At 29.7% G+C, this 26737-nt stretch carries 28 protein-coding genes; 8 read left to right on the top strand and 20 right to left on the bottom strand.

What is annotated here, in order from left to right:
- Window position 1 precedes the first annotated feature (1 nt).
- Both ABGT36_RS03895 and ABGT36_RS03890 read right to left on the bottom strand, forming a co-directional pair.
- On the bottom strand, window positions 2-2245 hold the full coding sequence (locus tag ABGT36_RS03895; RefSeq protein ID WP_346676916.1) for a tetratricopeptide repeat protein: 2244 nt from the start codon (window positions 2243-2245) through the stop codon (window positions 2-4).
- A gap of 41 nt (window positions 2246-2286) precedes the next feature.
- Window positions 2287-2628: a PTS transporter subunit EIIB gene (locus tag ABGT36_RS03890; RefSeq protein ID WP_087299037.1), complete on the bottom strand. Its 342-nt coding sequence runs from the start codon at window positions 2626-2628 to the stop codon at window positions 2287-2289.
- Window positions 2629-2714: 86 nt separating this feature from the next.
- On the opposite strand from ABGT36_RS03890, the gene ABGT36_RS03885 reads away from it, so the two are divergent.
- Window positions 2715-3911 (top strand): FtsW/RodA/SpoVE family cell cycle protein, encoded by a 1197-nt coding sequence (locus ABGT36_RS03885; protein WP_346676914.1) that lies wholly within the window; start codon window positions 2715-2717, stop codon window positions 3909-3911.
- Between the two features lie 27 nt (window positions 3912-3938).
- On the opposite strand, the gene ABGT36_RS03880 is transcribed toward ABGT36_RS03885, so the two are convergent.
- Complete coding sequence (locus tag ABGT36_RS03880) at window positions 3939-4754, bottom strand: RluA family pseudouridine synthase (protein ID WP_346678621.1); 816 nt, start codon at window positions 4752-4754, stop codon at window positions 3939-3941.
- A complete protein-coding gene (locus tag ABGT36_RS03875; RefSeq protein WP_087299043.1) occupies window positions 4751-5533 on the bottom strand; it encodes an NAD kinase in 783 nt (260 codons plus the stop codon). Before ABGT36_RS03875 ends, ABGT36_RS03880 begins: the two co-directional genes overlap by 4 nt.
- Window positions 5534-5586: 53 nt before the next feature.
- On the opposite strand from ABGT36_RS03875, the gene ABGT36_RS03870 reads away from it, so the two are divergent.
- Window positions 5587-6159, top strand: a complete 573-nt coding sequence (locus ABGT36_RS03870; RefSeq protein WP_308697732.1) for a CYTH domain-containing protein — start codon at window positions 5587-5589, stop codon at window positions 6157-6159.
- A gap of 19 nt (window positions 6160-6178) precedes the next feature.
- Here the strand turns inward: ABGT36_RS03870 and spx are convergent, their stop codons facing one another.
- The 5 genes from spx to ABGT36_RS03845 form a co-directional block, all read right to left on the bottom strand.
- Window positions 6179-6625 (bottom strand): transcriptional regulator Spx, encoded by a 447-nt coding sequence (gene spx / locus ABGT36_RS03865; RefSeq protein ID WP_087299047.1) that lies wholly within the window; start codon window positions 6623-6625, stop codon window positions 6179-6181.
- Between the two features lie 94 nt (window positions 6626-6719).
- Window positions 6720-7076: a GntR family transcriptional regulator gene (locus tag ABGT36_RS03860; RefSeq protein WP_087299049.1), complete on the bottom strand. Its 357-nt coding sequence runs from the start codon at window positions 7074-7076 to the stop codon at window positions 6720-6722.
- 8 nt (window positions 7077-7084) lie between these two features.
- The gene (locus ABGT36_RS03855; RefSeq protein ID WP_087299051.1) at window positions 7085-7789 is read right to left on the bottom strand and encodes a hypothetical protein; all 705 of its coding nucleotides are present in this window, start codon (window positions 7787-7789) and stop codon (window positions 7085-7087) included.
- On the bottom strand, window positions 7783-8481 hold the full coding sequence (locus tag ABGT36_RS03850) for an ABC transporter ATP-binding protein (protein ID WP_087299053.1): 699 nt from the start codon (window positions 8479-8481) through the stop codon (window positions 7783-7785). Before ABGT36_RS03850 ends, ABGT36_RS03855 begins: the two co-directional genes overlap by 7 nt.
- 62 nt (window positions 8482-8543) lie before the next feature.
- Window positions 8544-9122, bottom strand: coding sequence for a hypothetical protein (locus ABGT36_RS03845; protein ID WP_087299055.1), 579 nt, complete (start codon window positions 9120-9122; stop codon window positions 8544-8546).
- A 95-nt stretch (window positions 9123-9217) separates the two neighbouring features.
- Here ABGT36_RS03845 and ABGT36_RS03840 point away from each other — a divergent pair, with 95 nt between their 5' ends.
- Window positions 9218-10057, top strand: a complete 840-nt coding sequence (locus ABGT36_RS03840; RefSeq protein ID WP_346676910.1) for an undecaprenyl-diphosphate phosphatase — start codon at window positions 9218-9220, stop codon at window positions 10055-10057.
- 37 nt (window positions 10058-10094) lie between these two features.
- Here the strand turns inward: ABGT36_RS03840 and ABGT36_RS03835 are convergent, their stop codons facing one another.
- Together ABGT36_RS03835 and ABGT36_RS03830 are read right to left on the bottom strand one after the other, a co-directional pair.
- Window positions 10095-10406, bottom strand: a complete 312-nt coding sequence (locus ABGT36_RS03835) for a YolD-like family protein (RefSeq protein WP_346676908.1) — start codon at window positions 10404-10406, stop codon at window positions 10095-10097.
- Entirely contained in the window at window positions 10399-11655 is a 1257-nt protein-coding gene (locus ABGT36_RS03830) for a DNA repair protein (protein WP_087299061.1), read from the bottom strand. Before ABGT36_RS03830 ends, ABGT36_RS03835 begins: the two co-directional genes overlap by 8 nt.
- Before the next feature lie 136 nt (window positions 11656-11791).
- On the opposite strand from ABGT36_RS03830, the gene ABGT36_RS03825 reads away from it, so the two are divergent.
- A complete protein-coding gene (locus tag ABGT36_RS03825; RefSeq protein WP_087299063.1) occupies window positions 11792-12385 on the top strand; it encodes a LexA family transcriptional regulator in 594 nt (197 codons plus the stop codon).
- A 32-nt stretch (window positions 12386-12417) separates the two neighbouring features.
- Here the strand turns inward: ABGT36_RS03825 and ABGT36_RS03820 are convergent, their stop codons facing one another.
- Window positions 12418-12792, bottom strand: coding sequence for a RidA family protein (locus ABGT36_RS03820; protein WP_087371246.1), 375 nt, complete (start codon window positions 12790-12792; stop codon window positions 12418-12420).
- A 125-nt stretch (window positions 12793-12917) separates the two neighbouring features.
- Between ABGT36_RS03820 and ABGT36_RS03815 the strand changes: the two genes are divergently transcribed.
- Entirely contained in the window at window positions 12918-14201 is a 1284-nt protein-coding gene (locus tag ABGT36_RS03815; protein ID WP_308698778.1) for a patatin-like phospholipase family protein, read from the top strand.
- Between the two features lie 20 nt (window positions 14202-14221).
- On the opposite strand, the gene ABGT36_RS03810 is transcribed toward ABGT36_RS03815, so the two are convergent.
- From ABGT36_RS03810 to ABGT36_RS03795, 4 genes are all read right to left on the bottom strand, one after another.
- Complete coding sequence (locus ABGT36_RS03810; RefSeq protein ID WP_087300133.1) at window positions 14222-15256, bottom strand: Gfo/Idh/MocA family oxidoreductase; 1035 nt, start codon at window positions 15254-15256, stop codon at window positions 14222-14224.
- The gene (locus ABGT36_RS03805) at window positions 15246-16226 is read right to left on the bottom strand and encodes a Gfo/Idh/MocA family oxidoreductase (protein WP_346676905.1); all 981 of its coding nucleotides are present in this window, start codon (window positions 16224-16226) and stop codon (window positions 15246-15248) included. The genes ABGT36_RS03810 and ABGT36_RS03805 overlap by 11 nt, the downstream gene beginning before the upstream one ends.
- Before the next feature lie 10 nt (window positions 16227-16236).
- Entirely contained in the window at window positions 16237-16647 is a 411-nt protein-coding gene (locus ABGT36_RS03800) for a heme-binding protein (protein ID WP_158095194.1), read from the bottom strand.
- Between the two features lie 112 nt (window positions 16648-16759).
- Window positions 16760-17557, bottom strand: a complete 798-nt coding sequence (locus ABGT36_RS03795; protein WP_158095195.1) for a MurR/RpiR family transcriptional regulator — start codon at window positions 17555-17557, stop codon at window positions 16760-16762.
- A gap of 103 nt (window positions 17558-17660) precedes the next feature.
- Between ABGT36_RS03795 and ABGT36_RS03790 the strand changes: the two genes are divergently transcribed.
- Complete coding sequence (locus ABGT36_RS03790; protein ID WP_087300067.1) at window positions 17661-18185, top strand: biotin transporter BioY; 525 nt, start codon at window positions 17661-17663, stop codon at window positions 18183-18185.
- A 9-nt stretch (window positions 18186-18194) separates the two neighbouring features.
- Here ABGT36_RS03790 and ABGT36_RS03785 read toward each other — a convergent pair whose 3' ends face one another.
- Window positions 18195-18683, bottom strand: a complete 489-nt coding sequence (locus ABGT36_RS03785) for an NUDIX domain-containing protein (RefSeq protein WP_346676902.1) — start codon at window positions 18681-18683, stop codon at window positions 18195-18197.
- Between the two features lie 138 nt (window positions 18684-18821).
- On the opposite strand from ABGT36_RS03785, the gene ABGT36_RS03780 reads away from it, so the two are divergent.
- Together ABGT36_RS03780 and ABGT36_RS03775 are read left to right on the top strand one after the other, a co-directional pair.
- Window positions 18822-19124 carry a hypothetical protein gene (locus ABGT36_RS03780; RefSeq protein WP_204215261.1) on the top strand — a complete coding sequence of 101 codons (303 nt, stop codon included), beginning with the start codon at window positions 18822-18824 and terminating at the stop codon, window positions 19122-19124.
- Between the two features lie 111 nt (window positions 19125-19235).
- On the top strand, window positions 19236-20015 hold the full coding sequence (locus ABGT36_RS03775) for a polysaccharide deacetylase family protein (RefSeq protein WP_087300069.1): 780 nt from the start codon (window positions 19236-19238) through the stop codon (window positions 20013-20015).
- Between the two features lie 71 nt (window positions 20016-20086).
- On the opposite strand, the gene ABGT36_RS03770 is transcribed toward ABGT36_RS03775, so the two are convergent.
- From ABGT36_RS03770 to ABGT36_RS03760, 3 genes are all read right to left on the bottom strand, one after another.
- Window positions 20087-21502 (bottom strand): polysaccharide deacetylase, encoded by a 1416-nt coding sequence (locus ABGT36_RS03770; RefSeq protein ID WP_346676899.1) that lies wholly within the window; start codon window positions 21500-21502, stop codon window positions 20087-20089.
- 203 nt (window positions 21503-21705) lie between these two features.
- The gene (locus ABGT36_RS03765; protein WP_346676898.1) at window positions 21706-25608 is read right to left on the bottom strand and encodes a prolyl oligopeptidase family serine peptidase; all 3903 of its coding nucleotides are present in this window, start codon (window positions 25606-25608) and stop codon (window positions 21706-21708) included.
- Between the two features lie 94 nt (window positions 25609-25702).
- Window positions 25703-26545 carry an AraC family transcriptional regulator gene (locus ABGT36_RS03760; RefSeq protein WP_204245242.1) on the bottom strand — a complete coding sequence of 281 codons (843 nt, stop codon included), beginning with the start codon at window positions 26543-26545 and terminating at the stop codon, window positions 25703-25705.
- Between the last annotated feature and the right edge of the window lie 192 nt (window positions 26546-26737).

Genomic DNA, 26737 nt, shown 5'->3' with positions numbered 1-26737 from the left:
ATCATTCATCTCCTTTAGTTTTTTGATATATTTTTTCTAGTTCTTCACTAGCTTCTTTAAGCCCTGAGTTAGCAGCTTTTTTCAAATATTCTTTAGCTTTAACCATATCTTTAGCTATCCCATCACCATAGCTATACATATATCCTAACATAAAATTAGCTTCTGGATAATCCAGGTTAGCCGCTTTAAAAAACATTTCAAAAGCAGTTTGTTTATCAACAGTTGTAGCAATTCCATAAAAATAACAACGTCCTAAATTAAATATTGCCGGTGCATAATAATCACTATTAGCTGCTGATAAATACATATTAAACGCTAAATTAGCATCTTTTTTACAACCCAGCCCATCTTCTAAATAAACACCTAACATATTTTGGGCTGGTCCATAGTTACTTTTAGCAGCTTTTTGTAAATAGCTATAAGCCTGTTGATAATCACGTTTGATAAACTCACCTTCATCTAAATATAAGGCTAGTCGATACATTGAACGAGCATCATTTAACTTAGCCCCTTTTTGATAATATTCAATCGCTCGATGATCGTCATGGTAATCAGAGTTTTCTTCATAAATCAATCCTAAAGCATATAATGCCCCAGTATGATTTAACTTAGCTGCTCTTTGATAATAATCCATGGCTTTATCAATATTTTCTTCTACTCCTCGACCAATTTCATAAGCTAACCCTACTTGAAACAATCCTGGCGCATAATCATCATTAGCCGTTTGTAAATACAACTCAAAAGCTTTTTGATGATCTTTTTCTACCCCTTCACCATGGTCGTACAAATAAGCTAAATTAAACAAAGCACGAGGATAATTTATTTTTGCAGCCAAACGATAATATTTAATAGCCTGCTTTAAATCAACCTCAACTCCAATTCCAGCTTCATAACAATACGCTAAATTGCATTGTGCCGGCGCATACTGTAAATTAGCTGCTTCTTGATACAAAGCAACAGCTTTATTGTGATTCTGTTTTACTCCAGTACCACTTTCATAGCAATATCCTAAAGCTACCATTGCCTGAACATCACCTTGTTTACAAGCCTGACGATACCAATAAGTACTTCGATAGCTGGCATTTTTGATTTCAGGATGCCCTTCATAAAAATACCCTAACCAGAATTGGCCGCGTACATAACCTAATCTTGCCGCCTTTAAATAATTGTTTCTTGCCTGTTTTAAATCAACTTCAGTTCCTAAACCATTTTCATAACAATAAGCCAAAGAAACAAAGGCTGGGGCATAATTAGCTTGACAAGCATGTTGATACCAATAAAACGCCTTAACATAATCTTGAGTCGTTCCCTGACCAGTTTCATAACAATATCCTAAACGATGGGCTGAACGTTCATGACCCTGATTGGCTGCTTCTTCATAACATTTAAAGGCACGATAGTAATCCTGCTCCATTCCTTCACCAAATTCTAAACAGGTTCCAAGACAAAACAGTGCTTCACTATACCCTAGTTGTGCTGCTTCAATATAACATTCAACTGCTTTATCCATATCCGCTTGAGTTCCATGACCATATTCATAACAATATCCTAAATTACAAATAGCTCTTGCAAAACCAGCTTTTGCCCCGTATTGATACAATTCAAAAGCTTTTTGATAATCCTTGATACCACCTAAGCCATGTTCATATAAATAAGCTAAATTACAGCTAGCAACAACATTTCCTAAATTACTAGAACGCTGATAATATTTGCGTGCTTGAAAATAATCCTGTTTTAATGCTAAACCACGTTCATATAGATATCCTATTATACAAATACAATCACTATTTTCTAGTTCTTCACCTTTTTGAAAATACTTTAAAGCTTGCTGATATTGACGGCGATCAAATAATTTCAATCCCTCTTCATATAATAAATGCCCATTTAATTTATCTATATCAGTTATTTGATAATCATCATTTTCCAATAACAAACATAAATCCATTCCAATTATCATTCCTTGATTGTTTTCAATTAAATATTGTTCATAATCAAGAAATTCAGTCTGGTTAATATTATCAAGTCCCAATCCCGTTTTAATCTGCGCCATGCGCTGTTCTAATTCTTCTAAATTATCATTTTGATTGTAAATCGTAATTACTTTGATATATGCTTCTTTTTCAGTTTCTATCCCCTGCGGCTTTACCTTAATTAATGCTTCTTGATCATGGATTTCTAATAGTTCATCAAACAACCATTGATTAAACAACGGTTCATAATTTATCATCCGATCTTTTATATCCATAAATTTGCTCCTTTAATAAAATAAGCAGATTAATTATCTGCTTATTGATCATTAATTACCCGAGATATTTCCTTAGAATACTTTCCTAATATCGCTGTAACCTTATTAGTTGTTTGAACAATTCCCGAAGCTCCTAAAGCCTTAAGCTTTTCATTATCAACTAAATTATCGTCATTTACAAAGAAAGTAACTTTAGAAGAAGTAGCTGTAGTTTCTTTGATATTAGACTTACCACCAACTGCTTCAATAATTTTATTAACATCAACAGGAATATCAGCTGATGTTACTTGCTTTGGACCTTTATTTTTCATTGATTTTATAAAAATATAAGCTAAAATAACAATAACTATAATTGCAATTAAAATATATGGTAAATAATTCATTAAAATAACCCCCTATTAATTATTGCTTAATTATAGTATACTATACCATGAATAAAAAAACTATCTTTTTTATAAGGAGGGATTTTGTGGAAGAAAAAGAAAAATCCGTAATCTGTAAACCTTTATTGATTGTTATTTTATTACTATGCTTTATTAGCTGTTTAGGAATCAAAAGTGCTACTCCTTTAATTACCGTTGGGAATCCAAGTACATATTGGATTAGGCAGTTAGTATTTTATGCTATATCTTTTGTTGTAATAGCTATTGTTTATAAAGTATCAAATGACCGAATCTATTCTTCTATGTGGATTATATATGGTATTTTAATGGTCTTATTAGTAGGATTGGCTATTGAACATTTCTTAATTACTCATTTTGGTATTTCGATTATACCCTTAGCCAAAAATAACAACGGGGCCACATCATGGTACACATTACCAGGCTTTGACTTACAGCCATCAGAATTCATGAAAATTATTATGGTTGTGGTTATGGCTGATACTATTGATAAACATAATAATCGTTATTTAGTTCATGACTTTCATAACGATTTGATTTTAATTAGTAAGATCTTAGCAATTTCTTTACCACCTTGTATTCTAGTTTATCTTCAAAATGACTCTGGAGTAGCTATGATCATGCTTTCATCAATTGTTTTTATTCTCTTTATGTCGGGAATAAGAGCGGGATGGTTTATTATTGGTGGTATCATTGCTTTAGTTATAATTATAATCATGGTTTATCTTTTCGTTTACCAGCATGATGTTTTTGCAAGTATCATTGGTGGCGGTCATAAATTAAGTCGTTTTTATGGCTGGATCGATCCTGAAGGTACTTATAATGAAGAAGGTTATCAATTATTTAATGCAATGCTTTCATATGGTACTGCTGGTCTATGGGGATATGGCTTAGAGAATGCTGTTATTTCTTTACCAGAAGCCCAGACCGATTTTATCTTTGCTGTTATTTCTTTAAGTTTCGGTTTTATCGGTGGTGGTTTTACAATTTTAGTTATTTGTGCATTAGATGCAATAATTATCAGAATTGGTTTTAGAGCTAAAAATAATCGTGATAAATATTTGACCGCTGGAATTCTTGGTCTTTTAATCTTCCAGCAGATTTGGAATATTGGTATGGTTCTTGGCTTATTACCAATAACCGGTATCACCCTGCCGTTTTTATCATATGGTGGTTCTTCATTATTATCTTATATGATCGCAATAGGAATTTTCTTAGATATGGAACGTCAGACAAGAATAATTGAAGGTAAAAAACGTTATTAAAAAGAGATGGTTAATATGATAATCATATTAGACCACCTCTTTTTTTATCTCTATTAATTGATTAGTATAAGGATGAACAAATGACAATTCAACACTATCTAAATAATATTTAATATCTATATTCGAACCATATAAACTATCCCCAGTAAGTGGATGATGTAAACTAGCTAAATGAACTCTAATTTGATGAGTTCGGCCGGTTTCTAAAACACATCTTACTTTACTTTGTTGATTACCACTTTCAATTACTTGATAGTGAGTGACAGCTTTTTTACCAGTATCACTAATAATCCGTTTAACACTGTTTTCTACTTTAGCTATCGCTTTATCGATTGTTCCAAATCCTTCTAATTTTCCATCAACCAGGCAATGATAAACTCGTTTAACCTGTTTAATATCTTTAGAAAGCAAATAATGACTATAACGGTCTTTAGCCACTAATAATAGTCCTTGAGTATCTTTATCTAAACGATTAACTAAATGAATAGCAGCATTTATATTGTTTTTTCGATAATATGCACTTAAGGCATTAGCTAGAGTTTTATCTGGATATCTTCGAGTCGGAATACTTGGCAAACCGGCAGGCTTATCAACTACCAAATAGTAAGGATCTTCATAATAAATTTTTAAATTTATATCATATGAAGATAATTCATTATTTTCTAATGGCCATATCAATTCAATAATATCACCTTTATTCAAAATATAACGAACACTTTGATGACTACCATTGACTAAAATATCCCCTTTAGTTTTTATCACCTTAATAGCCTTTTTACTTAGATTTTGTTTAAATAAAAATTCTCTTAATAAAATACCACTTTCACAAGCTACATATCTCATTCGCAAATAAACGCCCTTCTAATTCTTTGAATAAAAGACATTGATCGATACTCGATAAAATTAACTGTCTTTGTTGCAATACGAATTTCTATTTTTTCAACATCACTAAAATCAAAATGAAGATTATCAATTCCCATACTAACACATTTAAAATGATTGCTTTCTAATTTAATAACCCTATTGGCATCTAAAATCATACTTGCTCCTAAACTACGGTAAGCATTATGTTGAATTGGTGCTACTTCTGTTAGCTGCATTAAAGGAGTTCCAGGATAAATAACTGCCCCACCAATAGATTTATTATAAGCAGTTGATCCTGATGGTGTAGAAACACATAAACCATTACCTCTAAATACTTCTAATAGTTCATCATCAATATAAACATTAATTACCTGCGTAACAAAGCCATAATCAATTCGCATTTCATTTAACGCTAAATAAGTATCTTTTTTTCCATGACGATAAACACTTACTTCTAATAAATTACGATGATTGATTTTATACTGATTATTTTTAATTGCCATAATTAATTCATCTATCTCATCTTTTAAATAATCTGTATAAAAACCTAATGTTCCAGTATGAACTCCGATATACCCCACATCTTGATTTAAATACTGGTGGACTGATGTTAGCATCGTTCCATCACCACCAACACTAATTACTAAATCAGGCTTTTCCTGATTATAGTTTGCAATTTCTTTTAGCCCATCTTTAATTTCTTGAGCTATTTTTTTTGATAATTCATCTTGTTTAGTTACTAATGCATATTGTATCATTGTTTTCACCAACCTTAGCGTTTATAATATATTATATACCAATGGAGGATACTATGGAAGAAAACTTAGAAATAGAATTTAAAATCTTAATTACTAAAGAAATATTTGATCAGATTATTAATGATCATCAAATTGATTGCTGTTATAAACAAACAAACCATTATTTATTACATCCTAGATTATCTAAACTAAGATATTCTTTAAGAATTCGCGATAAAAACGATCAATTTGAATTAACTTTAAAACAACCTCAAAAACAAGGCACTTTAGAAACAAATTTAATGATTGATAAAGAAACAAAAGAAAAAATCCTTAATCATCAATTAGTTACTAATGAAGTATTTGATAAACTAAAACCCTTAAATCTTAATAGCACTATGTTTATTACCGATTATAATTTGACAACTACTCGTTATGAAATCAGCACCCCAGATGGTCTTATTTGTGTTGATTATAATGTCTATAATAATATTATTGATTATGAATTAGAATATGAAGTACTTGATTATAAAAGAGGTAAACAAGCATTTTTAGATTTCATCAATCAATATCACTTAGATTATTCTAGAAACTGTATGAGTAAAATTAACCGTGTAATAACTAGTATCCAAAATAAAAAGCAGTGATGCCACGATACATTCACTGCTATTTTTCACTTCGATAAGCCTCTTTAATCGAATCTGGATTGTTAACAAATTGCGGACAAGATTCGCTATTTGGACATTCTGCCAATTTACGTAATTCTCGAGGAATAAACACTCTAATCTCTTCAGCATTATATCCAACTTGAAAACGTCGTTCATCAATCATAATTGGTCGTTTTAAAACTGATGGATTAGCTTGAATGAATTTTATCAATTCATTGATTGACATACTATCTAAATCAATATCATTTTCTTTGATTATTTTACTTCTTTTAGAAATGATATCGTCTGTTCCATTTTCACTTCGCTCTAACAATTCTCTTAATTCAACTTCTCTAAGCAAGGTTGAAAAAATATTCTTTTCCACATAAGGAATATTATGTTCTTTCAGCCATGCCTTTACTTTTCGACATGATGCACAACTAGGTGCCGTGTAAATGCGAATCATAATATCATCTCCCTTACCTTTACTATTATACATTAATTTAATTTTTTTTCTATCCTTTTTAAATAATAATACCGAAAATAAGGAACTTGATCAGTTAATCAAGTTCCTCAATCATTTTAATAATCATACTTTTATCATAACCAATTTCCATCATTTCATTTAAAAATGTCCGGATTTTTTGATCACTAACTTCTTTTTTTAAATCATCAATTAAATTACTATCTTCACTTACATAACGACCCTGAGCTCGTTTACTATAGATTATTCCCGTTCTTTCTAGCTCGCTTAATGCTTTTTGAATGGTATTAGGATTAACACTATATACTAAAGCTAGCTCACGTACTGAAGCAATTTTATCACCACAATGATATTTACCAACAAAAATATCTTTTTTAATTTCTTCCATTACTTGCAGATAAATCGGTAAATTAGGATCAAATTCATTCTTCATTGTTTCACCTACTCTACTTCAATTTGATGATTAATCAAATAGACTGTTGCAATGTAGAAAATAACCGATAAAACTATACAAAGGGCAATTGACACTAACATATCATCACTAGCTATTGGTAACTTCATAAGAAGATTGGCGATTAAGATCCATCCGATAAAATAAAGGGCAATTCCTGATACTGTTTTATATTTAGGGACAAATTTTGTCTTTGTAAATGTTATAACTAAATAAAATGATAAAATTATTGTTGCCATAGCAATCATCGCGTTGACAAATTCCATTACAATATTACCTAAATGATCAACAATATAAGTAAAACTGTTTCTAGTAAGCTCTATAACCTCTAATAATGACACTTCACCAGTAGCCATTACTAAAATCATTATCCCAATCAATAAAACCAATGTACTAATAACAACCCAAATCAAACTACCAATTAATTTAGCACCAATTAAATTTTCCGTTCTAACCGGTAAAGTCAAAGTTAAATAACCAGGTCGTTTATACATTGAACGATTAAAACTGATAATTACATTTAAAAATATCGCAATAAATATTCCCGTAAAAGCTATCGCAACTAAAATTGACAATATATTACTGATAAATACTGGAACTAATGGTGTAATTGCACAAAGCATCAAAAAAACAACAAAAGTCAATAAATATTGGCGATATGATTCGATTATTTCATACTTTAATAACTTTAACATCTAAATACCTCCCGAAATGCTTCATCAATTGATTGTTTTCTTTCATGACGTAGTTGTTCAGTTTCTTGATGTAAGACAACTTTTCCTTCCTTTAAAAATACTACTTCATCAAAAATTGTTTCTAAATCACTAATCAAATGTGTTGAAATCAAAACCAAAGCATCTTCATCATAATTATTTAAAATAACATCTAAAATCACTTCACGTGCCGCTGGGTCAACTCCAGCAATCGGTTCATCTAAAATATATAATTTAGCTTTTCTAGACATTACTAAACATAATTGAAACTTTTCTTTCATCCCTTTAGATAAAGATTTAATTTTCATATTTGGTTCTAAATTAAAACGTTTCATCAATTCTAGACAATTATCTTTTTGGAAATCCTGATATAAATCACTAAAAATATTTAATACATCTTTAATATACATCCAATCTTGAAAATAATTTTCATCCGGCAAATAAGAAATAATTTTTCTAGATTCCACCCCAATTGGATTACCATCTACTAAAATATTACCTTGATAATCTTTTAATAGACCATTAATGATTTTAATCAACGTTGTTTTTCCTGAACCATTAGGACCTAATAAACCAACAATTTTACCTGATTGTAATGTTAAGGTCACATTGTCCAATGCTTTAAAACGCCCATATTTTTTGGTAACGTTGTCAATTTTCAACAATTCACTCATAACTAACCTCCTACTGTATTAATACACTAATACAGTAACACGTATTATGAATCTTGTCAACACTATTTCTTTACTAACTGGTTATAAAGTAACTCATGGATAAATGAATAGCCTATCTCTAATTTCTTTTTTAAATGTAAATATTTACCAATACTTTTTTCATCATTAATTTCTAATTGACTGCAAATTTTTAAAAACCGGTCATAATCTTCCACATATATTTTATCTATCATATGTTCAACATACTGTTTTTTGATACGTTCATTGCGCGTTAAGCCATATTCTTTAAGCAAGCCTTCATCATACATATGATAATTAAATTTAGTAAGTGGCTGTTTTTTTAAATAGTCATTAATTAAATTACGCTGTTTCATCATCGTTAAAGAACGATATGATAGTTTACCATTAGAATTAATTTCAACAACAACACTATATTTACCATCACCGACTATAAAGATTCGATTAAAATATTTTTTTTCATATAAATTAATACAACCATAAATAAAATCATGTAATGTATCTTGATCAACTAAATAACCTTTTAGCCGCGAGATGATTTCTAAATCATCATCTTCATCCCATTCATATGGTTCTAAAAGTTCTTCATCTTCTTTAACCCAATTTACAATAATATCTTTCATAGTTTCCTCCCATATAAATATATGTTAATTTTGTTAAATCATGTTTTCCTATCTTTTTATTTTCAATTAAGTTATAATAATCGCGAGGTGAAAAGATGGAATTAATTAAAAATATCATTGTTTATAGTATCCTCGGAGCTATTCAAGGGTTTAGTGAACCTATCCCTATTTCTAGTAGTGGTCACTTAGTTATTTTTCAAAGTATTTTTAAAAAACTAGGATTAATGGTGCCAATAAACGATATTACTTTTGAAGTCATCGTTAATACTGGCTCTTTACTTGCAATCATGTATTATTATCGTCAACAAATAATCGGATTATTCATCGCGTTTTTTAGCTATATTTTTGATTCAAGAAAAAGGAACTATTATGAAAACGAATTTAGATATTGTGTATTACTAATTGTTGCAACAATCCCAGCTGCTATTGGTGGTTTTTTCCTTAATGATAAAATTGAGGCTGCTTTTTCTGCCCCAAAATTAGTCGGCTGTTGTCTTTTAGTCACTGCAATCTTTCTGCTTTTAATTCATAAATTTGGCTATCATGGCAAAAGGACTGCTCGTAAGATAAATCTTTTTGACGCTTTAAGACTGGGCTTTTTTCAATTATTGGCCCTGCTTCCTGGTATTTCCCGTAGTGGTGCTACTTTAACTGGTGGTATGTTAGGTGGTTTAACACAAAAAGCCGCTCGAGATTTTTCCTTTTTCATGTTTATGCCTGTAAGTATTGGAGCAATTATTTTAAAACTAGGTGACTTTTTTAGTTCAACTGCATTAAGTACACTTTGGTTACCATATTTAATTGCATTTATTGTTAGTGGAGTTGTTACATATTTCTCTTTAAAATTATTATTTAAATTTTTAAGTAATAGAAAATTACATATTTTTTCAGTATATTGTTTATCTGTTGGAATCATATGTGTTTTATTCCTATAAAAAAATCCTACCAATATAATTATTGGTGGGATTTTTTTTATAAATCACTAATTTTAATGATCTGATTAAAATTAATTTCTTGATTAACTATTGTTAATCTTTTACATTCAAAATCAATTTTACTAACTAAACCTGTGCGTAAAACATATTCACCTTGATTATAATAAACAACCGTAATCATCATACCCGGCTGTACCTGTTTAATTTTCCAATCTAGTTCATCTAAAGCATCAGGGGCTAGCTCAACTGGATCAACAGTTATTTTTTGTTTAGCCTTTAAATAATCTTTAAACCCTTTTAATGAATCAAAAGAAAGAAATAAGCGCGCTCGTTTTTCTAGATTATTCACCATTATGACCTCCAATTAATTTATTACGCTTTAAAGTAGTCGCCTTTTCTAATAAATCCATCCCTTTAAAAACAGCATTTTTCCCATAGCGTCCTTTAATATTAATTAATGCTTCTTGTAACTTACGTTCCTTTTCAATTTCTTGATAATCAGTAAATAAATCATAAGCTTCATATTTTTCATCAATTACACCTCCAAAACTAATTCCTAACCTTCTAATTGGACAGTTTAAATGTGTTGTTCGTTTATATAATGTTATAAACTCCGATAATAAAATTCGATAAGAATTAGTACAAACCCCTATTTTTAACGAACCACCAGTTGCTTTAATTTTTTTATTACTATAACCAACATATAAGGCAATATGTCTAGTTACTAAATGCTGCTCTACTAAATCAAGCACTTTTAACTCAACCATTTCTTTCATCGCTAATAATGCATCTTCATAACTATAATCTTCAAATAGAACCTGCGAGTGTGAAATCGAATTATTTTCTGGCTGATATTTTTTTATTTGGGCAATCGTTGTTGGTTCTTTACCCCAGGCATGATCGATTAAATATTTGGCATTAACTCCAAATTCTTGATATAAGATCTTTTCATCACAAAAAGCAACGCCTGCCATATCAAAAATTTGATATTTAGCCAATCGTTTAGCGATTCCCCTACCAACATGCCAAAAATCAGTGATTGGCTGATGATGCCAAAGAGTCTGCTTATAAAGAGGTTCATTTAAAATACCAATATTACTAGGATTATGTTTGGCACTAATATCTAATGCTACTTTACTTAAATATAAATTACTGCCAATGCCAGCGGTTGCTGTAATACCAGTAGTTTCAAAAATATCATCAATGATCATTCTAGCCATTTGTAATGGCGTTTTACGATATAATTTAAAATAAGTGCTAATATCCAAAAATGCTTCATCAATAGAATAAACATGAATATCATCATCGCAGACATATTTTAAATAAATTTCATAAATATTAGCTGCATACTCCATATATAATTTCATCCGTGGTTTTGCAATTATTAGATCAAGATAAGATGGAATTTCAAATAAACGACAACGATTTTTTATTCCCAGCGCTTTTAGTTTTGGTGATATTGCTAGACACAAAGCCCCTTTACCACGCTCTTTATCTGCAACTGCTAAATTTACTTTAAAGGGATCTAAATTTCGTTCAACACATTCAACAGAAGCAAAAAAAGTTTTTAAATCAATGCACAAATATACCCGTTTCAATCCAATCACCTCAATGCCATTATAGTATCCAAAATGTGCATATTCAAATAAATTATGCAATTGTGTGCTACTTATTGAATTGAAATCCTTTATTTTCCATTTATCTTCAGGTATAATTTTAATTGAGGTGACAACGATGGAGTTAAAACAATTTATTAAAGAGTATAAATCTCGTTATCATTTAACAAATCAACAAATCGCTAAAGAATTTGGCGTAACTCATACTACCGTTGGCCGCTGGTTAAACGGCTCTGTTAAATCATTACAACAAGAAACAATTGATAAAATGTCAGAGGTTTTAGAATTTGATGTTGGATCGCTATTAAACGGAACTGCAATCACTTTAAAAAAACCGATTTTAGGAATAGCTAAAGGCGGGTATGATTTATTTTTAGATAATAACTATCTTGGTGAAGAAAGAATCACTTTAGAAGAATATCATTTAGGTGACTATTTTTTAAAAGTAACTGGTGATTCTATGAAAGATGCTGGAATTGTTGATGGTAGTTTAATATATGTAAAAAGTCAGGATACAGTTAAAAATAACGATATCGCTGTTATTCAAATTGGTGATCAAGTAACAATTAAAAAATATTATCAAGATGATACTGGAATTACTTTGATAGCCTGTAATCCATCAATAAATGATGTTCATTATACTTTAAAAGAAGCTAATGATTTACCAGTTAAAGTTATTGGTAAAGTCATTTTTGTAAAAAATTATTTTTAAAAAAAAAGATAGAATTGCAAAATTCTATCTTATTATTTACAAGCAATTACTTCAACTTCAATTAAAGCACCCTTTGGTAATTTCCCTACCTCAACAGCACTTCTTGCTGGAAATGGCTCTACAAAATATGTTGCATAAATTTCATTTACAGTATTAAAATCTTCCATGTTATCTAAAAATACTGTTGTTTTAATAACATTAGAAAAATCCAATCCTTGACTTTCTAATAATCCTTTAACATTCTTTAATGCCTGATGTGCCTGTGCTTCGATTCCTTCTGGCATTTCATTAGTTTCTGGATTTAATGGGATTTGTCCTGAAAAGAAATATAAATCACCAACATTAATTCCTTGACTATATGGTCCAATTGCTCCTGGAGCTTTATTTGTTTTTACTACATTTTTCATTTTCTATTCCTCCTTGTTTTTCATTATATCAAATTCTTGTTAGTTTTAAAATTAATTGTCTCATTTAATAAAGAAGATGGATTTTTTAAATGAGTCTTCGTATAATTATTAAGAGGTGATATCCAATGAAAAAGGCATTAGTTTTAGCTGGTGGGGGCGCTAAAGGGGCCTATCAGGCTGGTTGTATTAAAGCTTTACAAGAATTAGAATATGATTTTGATATTGTAACTGGAACATCAATTGGGGCTTTAAATGGTTTACTTGTTGTTCAAAAAGACTACCAGGCACTTTATCAATTATGGGATCAAATGAAGATCAGTGATATCTTTACAAATCCGGTAAATTTTGATTTTTCAATTGAATCAATGCTTTCACAAAGCAACTTAATCAAACCTTTTTTTAAATCATTTATTAATGAAAAAGGTGCTGATATTACACCACTAAAAAATCTAGTTTATAATTTGTACAATGAACCTAAAGCTTTTTCAAGTAATATTGATTATGGTATTGTTACTGTTAAATATCCTAAACTTACACCATTAGAAATTACTAAAAAACAAATGCAGCCAACACCACTAGTTGATTACGCTTTAGCTTCGGCTGCTTGTTTTCCCGCTTTTCCTATTTATTATATTGATAATCAGGGCTATCTTGATGGTGGATATTATGATAATTTACCGATATCTTTAGCTTTAAAAATGGGTGCTGAAAAAATAATTGCTATTGAATTAAAACGTGAGCCAACACATTTACATTTTACAAATCGACCTAATATTACGTTTATTCGACCAAGTTATGATTTAGGAGGATTTTTAGATTTTAATCGTAACATTCTAGATTGGCGAATTAAACTTGGTTATTATGATACTTTAAAAACATTTAAAAAAATTGATGGCTATTTATATAATTTTAAAAAGTCATATCCTAATAAAAATATTATCAAAAAATTATATCAATTAATTCTTAGTTATGAAGATTCAATCAATAAAAGTATTGTAACTAAAACAATTAATAGCTCTTCAACACCATTAACCGATTTATTAAAAAAAGACATCTATTTAAATCAATTAACTATTAAAGATTATTTCATTCGATCATTAGAATTAGCAATGACGGAATATAATTATCAAAATGATCTTTTATACGATTTAGATCAAGTATGTAAAGAAATAAATGATGTTTTTAAAAAAGAATACCAACAACGTTATAAACTATTAAAAAATCGTTTTAAAGATATTACTATTAAAGAATTATTGGCAACTATTAAAACATTAAGCAGTAAAGATGCTATTTGTGCTTTTTATCATGCACTAAAAATCAATGAACCAATTGAACCTGGTTTAATTAGCAATATATTTTTAAAGGAATATTTAATTGCTCTATTTCTTTTTACTATTGAAACAAAATAAAATGTCGCTAGTGCGACATTTTATTTTAGACCTTTAATTCCATCTTCTAATATTTTAATTTGTAATAATGTTTGTTCTGGTTTTACAAGTACTTCCTGATTATTTTTCAATGTATCATATAAAGCATCATAATAATAACCATAATCACCTTTTACTGATGGAACCTTTTCTTCATGATAATTCCCTTGATCATCATAGTAAATTAATGTTCCATATTCACTTGGTAAATCAACACCAAAATCTTCATGACCAGGACCTGGTAAATAGAATAATTTCAAATGTTCTTCCTGTTTATCTTTCTTTTCTTTAATAAACATTCCTTTTTTACCATAAACTACAAAACTTGGTCGTTCTTTAACACGGAAATAACTTGATTTTACTGATACCTTCAATGTTCCATAATATAAATCCAAATCAAAGTAATCATTCATTCTGCCAGAACCTAATAACTGACGAACATCGTAATGAACATGATCAGGTTTTCCAAAATAACTAATTACCTGGTCAAGAGTATGGCAACCATGACCATACAAATATGAATTAATGCTGCTAAATTCATGAACACTTTCTGGTATATAAGGACGATAATAATCAAAATGCATTTCTAACTCTAACAAATCCCCTAATTTACCAGATTCAATTACTTTTTGAACAGTTAAAAAATCACTGTCAAAGCGACGGTTTTGATAACATTGTACCATTAACCCTTTTTCCTTAGCTAGATCAAAAATTTCTTTAGCTTCTTCATAAGTATTAGCAAATGGCTTTTCAACAATACAGTTCTTTCCAGCATTTAAAACAATCTTAGCATATTCATAATGAACATTAGATGGTGTACTAATTACAATGACATCAATATCTTGATCATTTAATAAATCATCTAAATCCTCAGTATAAATTACTCCTGGAATTTTAGCCCAGCTATCTTTCTTTTGATCTATTGTATAAATTTTTTTAATTTCAATTTTATCTTTTCTTGTTAAAATGAATGGAATATGATAACGATTAGCACTTTTACCATTTCCAATAAATCCCACTACTAACTTATCTGTCATTATCAAACACGATCCCTTCTTGATTTCTTGCTTCATTCATTATTTTACTTACAGTTAAGCTTACTTCCATCATTTTTGCTGCTTTAGTAACATCATTCTGTTCAATCATACGAATAAACTCTTTAAATTCATAATACAAACGATGTTTACCTTCATTTAAATCTACAGTTTCTACTTCATTATTATTATTTATATACTCAAATTTAGTTAATTGATTGATTGGGGTATCAATTTTAATCACACCACCATCACCTTGGAAAGTTAACATCACTGGTGCTTTACAATCTTTAGCACCAATACTTACGGCTTTAAAATTATCATAGTCAAGCGTTAAAATTCCACTAGTATCAATATTATTTTCAATATTGGCAAGATAATTAACCCGCTTAGGTTCACCAAACAAACCAGTTAAACCATGAATATTATAAACATTTAAATCCATTAAAGCTCCTCCAGCTTTATGAAAGTCAAATGCTGGTAAAATATTACCTGCTTTAAAAGCATTATAGCGTGATGAATACTGACTATAATTTAAACTAACAATTTTAGGCTGTCCAATTTTTGTTAAACATTGTTTTAAAGCCTGATATGCTGGTAAATAATGGATATTCATCGCTTCAAAAATAAATAATTGCTTTTCTTTAGCAATTTCTATTAATTCCTTTAATTCTTGAACATTAGCAGTAATTGGTTTTTCAACAATTATATGTTTACCATGTTCCAAAGCCTTTTTAGCGAAGCTATAATGAAGATGATTTGGAAGCGCTACATAAACTGTATCAATATCATCTTTTAAAAGCTCATCAAAGTCAAGAAAATATTTGTCTAAATGATATTTATCAACTAAAGCACTTGCTTCATCTTCTGTTGCTTTAGTCGCTAGAACTGCTGTATATTCAATTCCCAATAAATCATATGTTGTCAAAAGATCTTTAACGATCATTCCTGTACCTAATATTCCTAGCTTCATAATTAATCTCCTATTTATTTTTCATTTCTTTTAAAACCCGAACAATTAATGCATGATCTTCATAGTGCTCTAATCCTGATATACAAAATACCCCTTTAAATTCATTAGCTACAATCAAAGGATAACCGCCACCACAAATAGCATAATTTTCATCATCAACTATATTTTTATAAAAATCTTGATTATTAAAAACATTCATTGATGATTGCTTAGTTTTTAATACAGTATTTTCCTTACGATTTAACCATAAATCACTTGTTTTTCCATCCATTAAATATTGAAAAACAATATCTCCGTCAATTGATACGCGAATACGCAATGGCTTTAATTTTTCTTTTTTAGCTATTTCAATTACTCGTAAGCCAAAATCTAAAGCATCGCTATGATTAAAAGTTGAAAATGTAATTAATTCTTCATTCATTTTATCACCTGCCATAACCATTGTTGCATAGTAATTTTTATTTGCAAAGTAAACGACTTACTTTAGGAAATAAAATCCGTTTTTTATCATTACTCTGTTTAAAAAATTGTACTTAAAGTTCAACTTTTTTATGAAGCAAAGCATAAATAACCGTTAAAATATAGTTAAAAGCAAGCTGAGAATAAAAAGTTGCAATTCGATCATCATGCTCTTTATTTGGTAAAATAATTTGATTATTGGACAATCTTGTTAAAACACTATCTCTATTTGCAGTAATGAGAATAATTTTAGCGCCTGATTTTTTTACTTCCTGCATACATTTTAAAAACAAATCTTTCTGTCCTCGATATGTAACAAAAATAGCACAATCATCACTTGTTACATTTTTACTAGTAAATAACTCTTCATGATATTCAGTAGCTAAAATTGCATATATATTTATTTTTATTAACTTATTCATAAAATTTTTAACTGTTAAACTAGTATCACCTACTGAGTAAATAAAAACTCTTTTAGCTTGATAAATAACTCGAACAATTGTCTCTAATTGTTTTAAATCTAAATTAGCATTAATAATATCAATTGTTTCTTTATATAATGATGATAAATTATTAATGATTTCAAAATCCGATTCTGATAAATAAAAAGGTTTCGTAAAATCTACTGACTGTTTAACAAACTTATTTGATTCCAATTCTTTTAATAACTGATATTTAAATTCTCGAAACCCAGGATAACCCAGTTTTTGACAAATTCTAATAATTGTAGCATTTGAAGAATAGGTCTTTTTGGCCAATTGTCCAATTGTAATTTTAGAAATTTCTTCACTATGTTCATTTATATATGTTACTACGGGTAATTGGGCTTTAGTAAACAATTGATTATCTTTTAATTTTTCTAATAAACTCATCATATCACCTGCTATATACCATTATAAAACAATTTTTTTAATAGATAAATAATTCTTGTTTAGAATAAAAATGTTTGCTAAAATCGTTCAGGAGGATTAAATTTTGAATACAAAAGTTAAAAATATGTTATATTGTGCCTTGTTTGCTTGTTTAATTGCTATCCTGGCACAAATTCAAATTGCCTTACCTACTTTAGTACCAATTACTTTACAGACTTTAGGGGTATATTTAGTTAGCTTATTACTAAAACCAAAATTAGCTTTTATCAGTACACTGGTTTATGTTTTTATGGGTGCTATTGGCTTACCAGTTTTTGGTGGTTTTAGCGGGGGATTAGCTAGTTTACTAGGGCCTAGTGGTGGTTATATTTTCAGTTTTCCAATCATGGCTTTAGTTATTGCTTTAATTGTAAAAAGAAATGAAAAACTATCTTTTAAAATAATAGCATTAATTATCGGAACTGCTGTTTGTTATTTGATTGGTACGTTATGGTTTATTTATGTAACTAATACCTCTTTAATTCCAGCTTTAACAATGTGTGTAATTCCATTTTTACCAGGAGACACTTTAAAAATTATAATTTCAATTATTTTAGCAAATCGATTGAACAGCAAAATAGCGAACTAGTACAGTTCGCTATTTTAAATTAAACTTATTAATCGCTTCTAATAAAAATGATTTAGCTAACGATTCTGGCTTAATTGCCATAACGGCTTCATTAATTGAAAACCACTTAGCCTGGTCAACTTCATTAGTTAATTGATAATTTTCACTATCAACAATAGCAACATAATTATGAATCAATGTTTCTGATGGTTTAAAATATGAATTATCATTATACAGATATTCTTTGACATTTAATCCAGTTTCTTCTTTTATTTCTCGAATTAATGTTTCTTTAGCATTTTCACCTTTATTGATATATCCAGCAATTAAAATATTATCAGTTCGTCCGTATTGTTGAATCAACAAGATCTTATCTTTACTAGGATTTAAAACAATTGCAGAAATCGCACTATTAAAACGTTCAAACCTAAACTCGTTACAATTAGGACAATATGGTACTTCACCATCAATACCACATTTCTTTTTTATTAACTGATGACCACAAACTTGACAATACATTTCCCTTTCCTCCTAAATTGTCTCCATTTTAACATAACTAGTTAACTTATAAAATTATAAATACTTTTTTAGTTTTTACCATTTTGCCCTTAGAACTTTAAAAACCTTACATAACCTATAATATAGGAGGTGATAAAAATGGGAATGCCAATCATTGAATGTACACCAGTTGATGAAGGTTGCGCATTAACAGCTATATTGCAATCTATTGCATTACAAGAAGCTGGATTAGCTCATATTTTAAATGCTGAAGGCGAAAAATTACAAAAAGTTGTAAGCTGTGCTAATTCTTCACAAGAATTATTAGAAGTCAATGAAGCTGTTACTAATAGTCTTCAAGCAATTGCAGCTATCGAAGAAACTTTAAAAGATAAAGCTGTTGCTGCTATTGATCAATTAAATGAAATCAGATGCAAAAAAATGAATCATCACTGTCGTTAAAAAAATTAGGTGATTTGATTCGCCTAATTTTTTTGTCTTAATAAACCTTAAATAAACTTAATTAATTTGATAAATAGTAGCATAATTGCTATAATGTCGTCGGTGGGTATAATGAAAACAATAAAAAAAGTTATTTGCTTTTTGCTGTGTGCTTATCTAGCAATTGGATTAATTTGGGCTGCAAAAATTGCAATAATCCATTACTTAAATGTTGATGGTCTACCTGTTTTAGGTTACCACGATATTGTAAGTGATGAAGATAAAGAGAAAAACTATAAACATGATATTTATCATATGAGCATTAGTAAATTTGAAAAACAAATGCAGTATTTATATGAAAATAATTATCATACATTAACTATGCAAGAAATTGAAGCTTATTATAATGGCAGTTATCAATTACCTAAAAAAGCAGTCGCTTTAACTTTTGACGATGGATATAAAAGTTTCAATACTATTGTAAAAAAAGTTTTACAGAAATATAATTTTCAAGCAACCTGTTTTGTTATCGGATATAAAACAACTATTGATAATCCTAAATATTTGAAAAAAGAAGACTTAATCAATGATGAAAATGTTCAATATTATTCGCATTCATACAATTTTCATCATTGTCAAAAAGCGTTAAAAATGATTGAAACATTATCAAAAGAACAAATAAATGATGATTTTAATCAAAATAAAAATATTGTCAGCAGTAAATATTTTGCTTTTCCTTACGGTGTTGCTAGTGAAGAGTCCTTTAGTGTTTTAAAACAACAAAATGTATCGCTAGCTTTTGGTTACAACCAAAACCGTAATATGACAAGAAAAGATAATCAATATTTATTACCACGATATTCAATGTTTGCTAATATGCCATTTATTTACTTTAAATGGATCTGTCAATAATATCTAAAGCTAAGCTTTAGATATTTTTATTTACAAAAAGACTTAACTTGTAAAAGTTAAGCCTTAAAATACTAATTATTTACTTTTTGATGTGGCACAAATGAACTGTCATTAATTGCTTCAAAGCGATAACCTCTTGATAAATAATTTTCAATTATCGCTGGTAACGCTTGAACTGTAGTTGACTTAGCTGCTGTATCATGAAATAAAATATTAATGTTATTAGCATTGCTATTTGTTGCATTAGCTACGATTTTACTAACTGGTACATTATTACCAGAAGCATCTGTTGAATCTACATTCCAATCATAATACTGATAACCACGAGCAATCAGTTCTTTTGATAAAACACTCATTATTCCTGGACAGTATTTACGTGAAACTGTATTTGAAGCCCCACCAGGAAAACGAACATATTTAGGAACATGTCCAATTAAATCTTTAACCATATTTCCTACTTTTGTTAAGTCATCAAAATAAGCACTAGTTGAAGCATATATTTTAGGATAATCATGACAATATGTATGTAAAGCAATTGTGTGCCCTTTGTCATGGGCCGCTTTAATTAAATGATTATATGCCTGATTATTTCCAGTAACGAAAAATGTTGCTTTGACATTATAACGATCTAAAATCTCTAAGATTTTTTGCGTATTAGCTGATGGACCGTCATCAAATGTTAAATTAACTATTTTTTCACCATTTTGTTCATTGTGTCCAATTGTTGTATTTTCAACTACTTTTATTTTACGCTTTTTTTCTATTTTATTTCCTGAACGGTCACTAACTGTATAGACTGCAATATATGTACCTACTTTATTTATATCGACTTGACTTGAGTCAATATCTAAAACTGGATTAGGATCACGATTATCGCTAATAGTAACGCCCTGATTATAATCAATTGTATTGCCCTTGACAATTGTAATTACTGGTAATTCACTTATTTTAGGTGCCTGATCATCTTTTACAAGATTAACCTTGCCTTTCTTTTCAGTAATATTCCCACCTTCATCAATTACTTGAACAACTACATCAATAACCCCTTCCTGGCTAAAATCATATTCTTCTTTAAATTGCACCTTAGTTTTAGTTGCATCTTTGATATTTGTTACCATACTGGCTGGATCTATCTTCATCCCTAAATCAAGATCTAAATCAACTATATCAAATTCTGGTTTTGTAGTATCAACAACATTAATAGTAATTGAGTATTCTTCATCATGGTATTGATAAACTAGCTGATACTCACCTAATTTATCATAATTAACATTAGAATCATCAACTTTGACATCTTTAATATCACCATCACGAACTTCTTCAATATTTTTTAAAGCATCGAAGTTTTCGTTGATTTCCACTTCTACTTCTTTTTCTTTAAAAACAAGTGGATCTCTTAATAAAAAATAACCAGCTATCACTCCAACAACTATTACTAGTCCAATTGTTAATATTGTAATTTTCCCTCTTAAAGTCATCTTTTTCATCATCATTTTTCCCTTTCAACATCTCCCTTAGTATAAGATAATTTCCCATTTTTGACAATAAAATACCATATAATTTTAAAATCTATTGTCTTTTTATATTATAAAACAAAAACAGAAGTGTCAGCTAAATAATAGCTACACTCCTGTCCTTTACATGATATGGTAAATAACTTACTTCAAGTTATTATAGAGTTGCTCATTTATTAATGATATCTTTTTCTAGCGACTGTGTAAGTTGTTGCAGACAATGCCATTAAGACACCTAAACCTAATAATGATAAATCATCACCAGTTTTAACTGCTGTAGATGTAGTTGTAGAACCACTACCAGTTGAAGGTTTATTTACATCCGTTGGAGTATCTACACTACTTGCACTCTTAACTTGTTGTCCTAACCAATGCCATGCAGTTAATTCTCCATCGATACATTCATTATTATCAAAGTAAATCCATGACCAGTGCCCATTATATTGATATGGTGTACCATCAGCATTAACAAATCTTCCAGTAGTATCATGTACATCATCAAATGCTGATACATGAATATTTTGAGCTCCGGCAGCTAATAAGCGTTCGATTGTTGGTTCAGCACATAATGTTGGATTTACTGTTGTATCGTTTTTAGCATATGTAAACCAGATTGGCATATCTTTGATTGCTTCAATTTGAGCATCTGTAATATATTGATCTTGGAATGCTTCACAAATTGGGAATGCAGCTGCGAAATAATCTGGATATGTTAAAATCATTTCCATAGTCATGTATCCACCATTTGAACATCCACCAATGATAATTCTATTTGGATCAACATCAGGATTATTAGCTACATAGTCTTTTATAAATTCCATTAAACTTTCAGTATAAATAGAACCTAAATCACCATTTTGGTAAACTCCGTTACCTCCATCCATCCACATAGTTGCAGCTTGAGGTACTAATACATATGCTCCATCAAATTCACTTTGGAATTCTTCACTTGCAAATGCTGTAACTTCGTTTCCAAGTAAATCGATATAAGAATCATTTTTTCCATTATTTGTACCTTCACCAGCACCATGTAACCAGATAACTAAAGCATTTTGTTTATCATCTTTTTCAGGTGTATAAGTTGCATAGTTATATAATGTTCCATCACTAGCTGTATATTTTTGATCAAGATCAAAGATTCCATCTACCTGAGGAACAATCTTTTCATCACCAGCAACATCGATATCAGCTTTGACATCAACTGAAGTTAAAGCTTCACCGCCACTTGTAACTACTTCACCAGGATTTAATCTAATCAACAAACGATAAGTTTCACACCAGCTATTAAATCCACTATTTACATTATATATAAATGGTGAACCTGTATTTGGATCAACATACATTTCAATTGTTACATATTTAGAATCACCATCAACAGCATTACCATTAGCATCAGAAGGATAGACTTTAGTTACTTGACGTTGAGCACTTGCAATACCAACTTCACCAGTTCCCCAGTCAACAGTAGCTTGTTTTTCTTCTGTTACTAAGAAATCACTAGCATTCAATGAAGCAGAATCAATAACTTTATCAAATTCTACGATTGTTTTACTTACAGCTGGTCCCCAATCATCACCAATAATATAAGCAGTTTGACTACCACTTGCTACATTATTGTCAAGTTTAGTTTGTTGAGAGATCCATTGCCAGCAATTCAAATTATTTTCGTCTACACATTCATTGTTGTCAAAGTATACCCATGACCAATGACCAGAATATTGATGAGGATTACCATCTTCATCATCAAATCTACCACTAGTATCATGTACATCGGCAAAATATGAAGTATGAACTTCAGCACCAACTGCTTCTAATCTACTTTCAAATGTTTTACTATAGTCTACAGAGACAGTATCATCATTTTCAGCATGGATAAACCAAATTGGCACATCTTTAATTGATTCAATCATTTCGTCAGTTGCATCTTCTGGATTATATGCAGCACAAATTGGAAATGCCCCGGCATATAAATCTGGATGAGCAAATAACATTGTCATTGTCATCAAACCACCAGCAGAACATCCACCAACGATCACCTTATTAGGATCGATATCAGGATTTTCTCTTAATAATTTTAAAACTAATTGATAAATAGTTTCAGCATTTTTATCATTATCAGTTCCAGGCTGTCTTTGTGGAGCTAAAATATAAGCATTATTCATAGTATCCTGGAATTCATCATCCGCTAAAGCCGTAACTTTATTAGCTAATAATGGAATTTCTACATCATATCCAAATTCTCCACCACCATGGTTCCAAATAACTAAAGCATTGCTATGATCATCAGCTTCTGGTGAATATAATGCATATTGAACAGTTGCATTGTCATATGCAAATTCACCTTGTTCAAAGTCTTCAATTTGTGGACAAATCTTGCCATCACCAGCAACGTCGATTGTTGGTTCAACATAGATTGTACTAATTGTAACATCACCACTAGCTATAGTAGCACCAGCAATTAAATTAACATCTAATTTATAAGGATTAGCCCAACTATTGCTGAAACTTGGTTGATCCCAGACAATAGGACTACCTTCATTAGGTGAAATATACATTTCAACTGTTACATAATTAGAATCAGTTGTCACTTTATCACCATTTTCGTTAGATACATAAGCATCTAAAACAGTACGATCACTGACAGTAGTATTGCATGTTTGAACAACTTCAAAATCATCTTTGTCTACTGAATCAGCATCAATAGTTTTATTGAAAGAAATAATTGTCTTTGAAACACCAGCACCCCAGTCATCACCGACTACATAGGCTTTTTGAGTTCCAACAACACCATTTGAATTATCTTGAACTGCCATCCAGTTCCATAAATTTGTACCATTTACATCTTGGCATAAATTATTATAGAAATATGTCCATGACCAGTGACCATCATATTGATAAGGTTTACCAGTATCAACTAATGATAACTCTCCATTTTCATCATCAAAGAATCGACCTGTAGTATCATGTACATCATCAAAGTATGTTTCATGAACTTCTGCTCCCGCTTTTTTCAAACGATCCGCAAGTGGAATACTATTAGCTTGTGGATCACATGTTGTATCATTTAAAGCATGGATAAACCAAATTGGTACATCTTTAATTGATTCAATCATTTCATCACTAACACTCGCACTTGAAGTTGCAGGACAGATTGGATAAGCTGCAGCATAAAACTCTGGATGGGCAAATAATAATTGCATTGTAGTCGCTCCACCTGCTGAACATCCTCCAACAATTACTTTATCAGGATCAATATCACTATTTTCAGCTAACACTTTATTAGCTAATTGATAAATTGCTTCATTAACATCACTACCACCACTTCTTTGAGGTACTAAAATATAAGCACCGTCCATAGCAGTTTGGAATTCATCATCTGCTAACGCAGTAACTTTGTTACCTAATAAGTCAATTTTAACATCTGTTCCAGTTTCTCCAATACCATGATTCCAGATAATTAGAGCATTGCTATGATCATCTGCTTCTGGTGTATACAATGCATATGATAATGTTGCATCACCATAAGTATATACATCAATATCAAAACCATCTAATTGAGGACAAATCATGTCATCTCCAGCAACATCAATAACTGGTTCAACATTTAATGAAGTGATTACTTCATCACCGGCAGTTAATGTTGCTCCATCAACTAAACTTACGTTTAGTTCATAAGGCTTAGCCCAATTGTTACGCCAAGTATTACCATTCCAAACAAGTGGATTACCTTCATTAGGGTTAATAGCCATTTCAATAGTAACAATATTAGAAGCTTCACTTACTTGATTTCCGTTTGCATCAGAAACATAAGCATTTTCAATTGTTCTATCACTATAAGTACCATTTAACCCTTGCGATACACTAAAATCACTTGGCTGTACTGATTCAGGGTCAACTGTTTTGTCAAGAGTAATAATTGTTTTGCTGACACCTGGACCCCAGTCATCGCCAACTACATAAGCCTTTTGGTTTCCAGTCGCTATTATACCATCGGCTGCATATGTAGGAGTGATAGTTAACCCAAAAACCATCATCGCGCTGACTAACAAGCTTAATGTTTTTTTAGCTTTCTTAACCATTTTGTTTTTACCTCCCTTTCTTTTATCCTTGGTTATATAAAAATTATATCTCGTTAAGCGCTTTCAAAATGGTATTTTTATTGACAAAAAAACGTCATTTTCTCATCTTTTTTCGATATTCTTTCGGTGAAATTCCCATTTTTTCCCGAAAACAATTATTAAACGATTTCACATTAGGAAATCCACTCATTATTGCAATATCGATAATGGGATAATCACTATTGATCAAATCATTTTTGGCATGATCTAATCTAACTTGATTAATATAATGCTTTAGCGATATATTAAGATTTTCTTTGAAGATTTTATATAAATACCCTTCAGAAACATCAAACTTTTTACTTATCATTATTGCTGATAAATCCTCAGTATAATTATCTTCAATATATTTTAATATCTCGATTACTCTATTTTTATATTTATTATTCTTTATTTTCAAATTATCATTTTTCTTACATGCCAAATTATCTAACAATAAAAATACTAACATTTCAACAACACTAATTAATCGAACACTATTATATTGATTAGTATCATCATAATATTTAATAATTTCTAAAACTTTATTTAAAATTATTCTGTTATTAATACTATTTGGTTGTTTAAAATAAATATCATCAATTTCTAAATAACATTTCTTGATAAAATCATAATCAATTTGCAAAGCATATCCTTTATAATATCTTTCTTTATTATTAGGAATAATCATGTGAATAACTTGGGAATTGACAATATATAATTGGCCCTCTTTTAATAATATTTCACTTCCATCTACCCATAGATTGAAACTTCCAAATAATGGCACAAGTATCTCAATACTACGATGCCAATGCTTATCAACAAAATCCCCTTGATAATCTTCAAAATAAAAATCTAATAATTTGGTTGGTAAATTATGATCATGTTCTATTTTTTCATATTTAAATATTCCTGTCATTGTTTTATGCTCCTATATCAAATTTGTTAATACAAAATATCCTAAAACAACATATCTTATGGTAGAAATTATAACATATACTTCATATATTTGTATAATATTAATCAAATTTTTACTTTTAATACTCAATAATAACATCGATACTATTTTATTCAAACAAATAATGCAACACAAAAAACAGAAGGGGCTGTA

The organism is Erysipelatoclostridium sp. An173, from assembly GCF_963931465.1.
Lineage (GTDB): Bacteria > Bacillota_I > Bacilli_A > Erysipelotrichales > Coprobacillaceae > Thomasclavelia > Thomasclavelia merdavium.
Note: the sequence above shows the minus strand (reverse complement) of the source record. Positions and strands in the feature narration are given on the sequence as shown.

Excerpts from the sequence above, each read along its gene's own strand:
- ABGT36_RS03895 (WP_346676916.1), bottom strand. The coding sequence starts at position 2,245 with ATGGATATAAAAGATCGGATGATAAATTATGAACCGTTGTTTAATCAA.
- ABGT36_RS03890 (WP_087299037.1), bottom strand. The coding sequence starts at position 2,628 with ATGAATTATTTACCATATATTTTAATTGCAATTATAGTTATTGTTATT.
- ABGT36_RS03880 (WP_346678621.1), bottom strand. The coding sequence starts at position 4,754 with ATGAGATATGTAGCTTGTGAAAGTGGTATTTTATTAAGAGAATTTTTA.
- ABGT36_RS03875 (WP_087299043.1), bottom strand. The coding sequence starts at position 5,533 with ATGATACAATATGCATTAGTAACTAAACAAGATGAATTATCAAAAAAA.
- ABGT36_RS03870 (WP_308697732.1), top strand. The coding sequence starts at position 5,587 with ATGGAAGAAAACTTAGAAATAGAATTTAAAATCTTAATTACTAAAGAA.
- spx (WP_087299047.1), bottom strand. The coding sequence starts at position 6,625 with ATGATTCGCATTTACACGGCACCTAGTTGTGCATCATGTCGAAAAGTA.
- ABGT36_RS03860 (WP_087299049.1), bottom strand. The coding sequence starts at position 7,076 with ATGAAGAATGAATTTGATCCTAATTTACCGATTTATCTGCAAGTAATG.
- ABGT36_RS03855 (WP_087299051.1), bottom strand. The coding sequence starts at position 7,789 with ATGTTAAAGTTATTAAAGTATGAAATAATCGAATCATATCGCCAATAT.
- ABGT36_RS03850 (WP_087299053.1), bottom strand. The coding sequence starts at position 8,481 with ATGAGTGAATTGTTGAAAATTGACAACGTTACCAAAAAATATGGGCGT.
- ABGT36_RS03845 (WP_087299055.1), bottom strand. The coding sequence starts at position 9,122 with ATGAAAGATATTATTGTAAATTGGGTTAAAGAAGATGAAGAACTTTTA.
- ABGT36_RS03840 (WP_346676910.1), top strand. The coding sequence starts at position 9,218 with ATGGAATTAATTAAAAATATCATTGTTTATAGTATCCTCGGAGCTATT.
- ABGT36_RS03825 (WP_087299063.1), top strand. The coding sequence starts at position 11,792 with ATGGAGTTAAAACAATTTATTAAAGAGTATAAATCTCGTTATCATTTA.
- ABGT36_RS03820 (WP_087371246.1), bottom strand. The coding sequence starts at position 12,792 with ATGAAAAATGTAGTAAAAACAAATAAAGCTCCAGGAGCAATTGGACCA.
- ABGT36_RS03815 (WP_308698778.1), top strand. The coding sequence starts at position 12,918 with ATGAAAAAGGCATTAGTTTTAGCTGGTGGGGGCGCTAAAGGGGCCTAT.
- ABGT36_RS03810 (WP_087300133.1), bottom strand. The coding sequence starts at position 15,256 with ATGACAGATAAGTTAGTAGTGGGATTTATTGGAAATGGTAAAAGTGCT.
- ABGT36_RS03805 (WP_346676905.1), bottom strand. The coding sequence starts at position 16,226 with ATGAAGCTAGGAATATTAGGTACAGGAATGATCGTTAAAGATCTTTTG.
- ABGT36_RS03800 (WP_158095194.1), bottom strand. The coding sequence starts at position 16,647 with ATGAATGAAGAATTAATTACATTTTCAACTTTTAATCATAGCGATGCT.
- ABGT36_RS03795 (WP_158095195.1), bottom strand. The coding sequence starts at position 17,557 with ATGAGTTTATTAGAAAAATTAAAAGATAATCAATTGTTTACTAAAGCC.
- ABGT36_RS03785 (WP_346676902.1), bottom strand. The coding sequence starts at position 18,683 with ATGTATTGTCAAGTTTGTGGTCATCAGTTAATAAAAAAGAAATGTGGT.
- ABGT36_RS03780 (WP_204215261.1), top strand. The coding sequence starts at position 18,822 with ATGGGAATGCCAATCATTGAATGTACACCAGTTGATGAAGGTTGCGCA.
- ABGT36_RS03775 (WP_087300069.1), top strand. The coding sequence starts at position 19,236 with ATGAAAACAATAAAAAAAGTTATTTGCTTTTTGCTGTGTGCTTATCTA.
- ABGT36_RS03770 (WP_346676899.1), bottom strand. The coding sequence starts at position 21,502 with ATGAAAAAGATGACTTTAAGAGGGAAAATTACAATATTAACAATTGGA.
- ABGT36_RS03765 (WP_346676898.1), bottom strand. The coding sequence starts at position 25,608 with ATGGTTAAGAAAGCTAAAAAAACATTAAGCTTGTTAGTCAGCGCGATG.
- ABGT36_RS03760 (WP_204245242.1), bottom strand. The coding sequence starts at position 26,545 with ATGACAGGAATATTTAAATATGAAAAAATAGAACATGATCATAATTTA.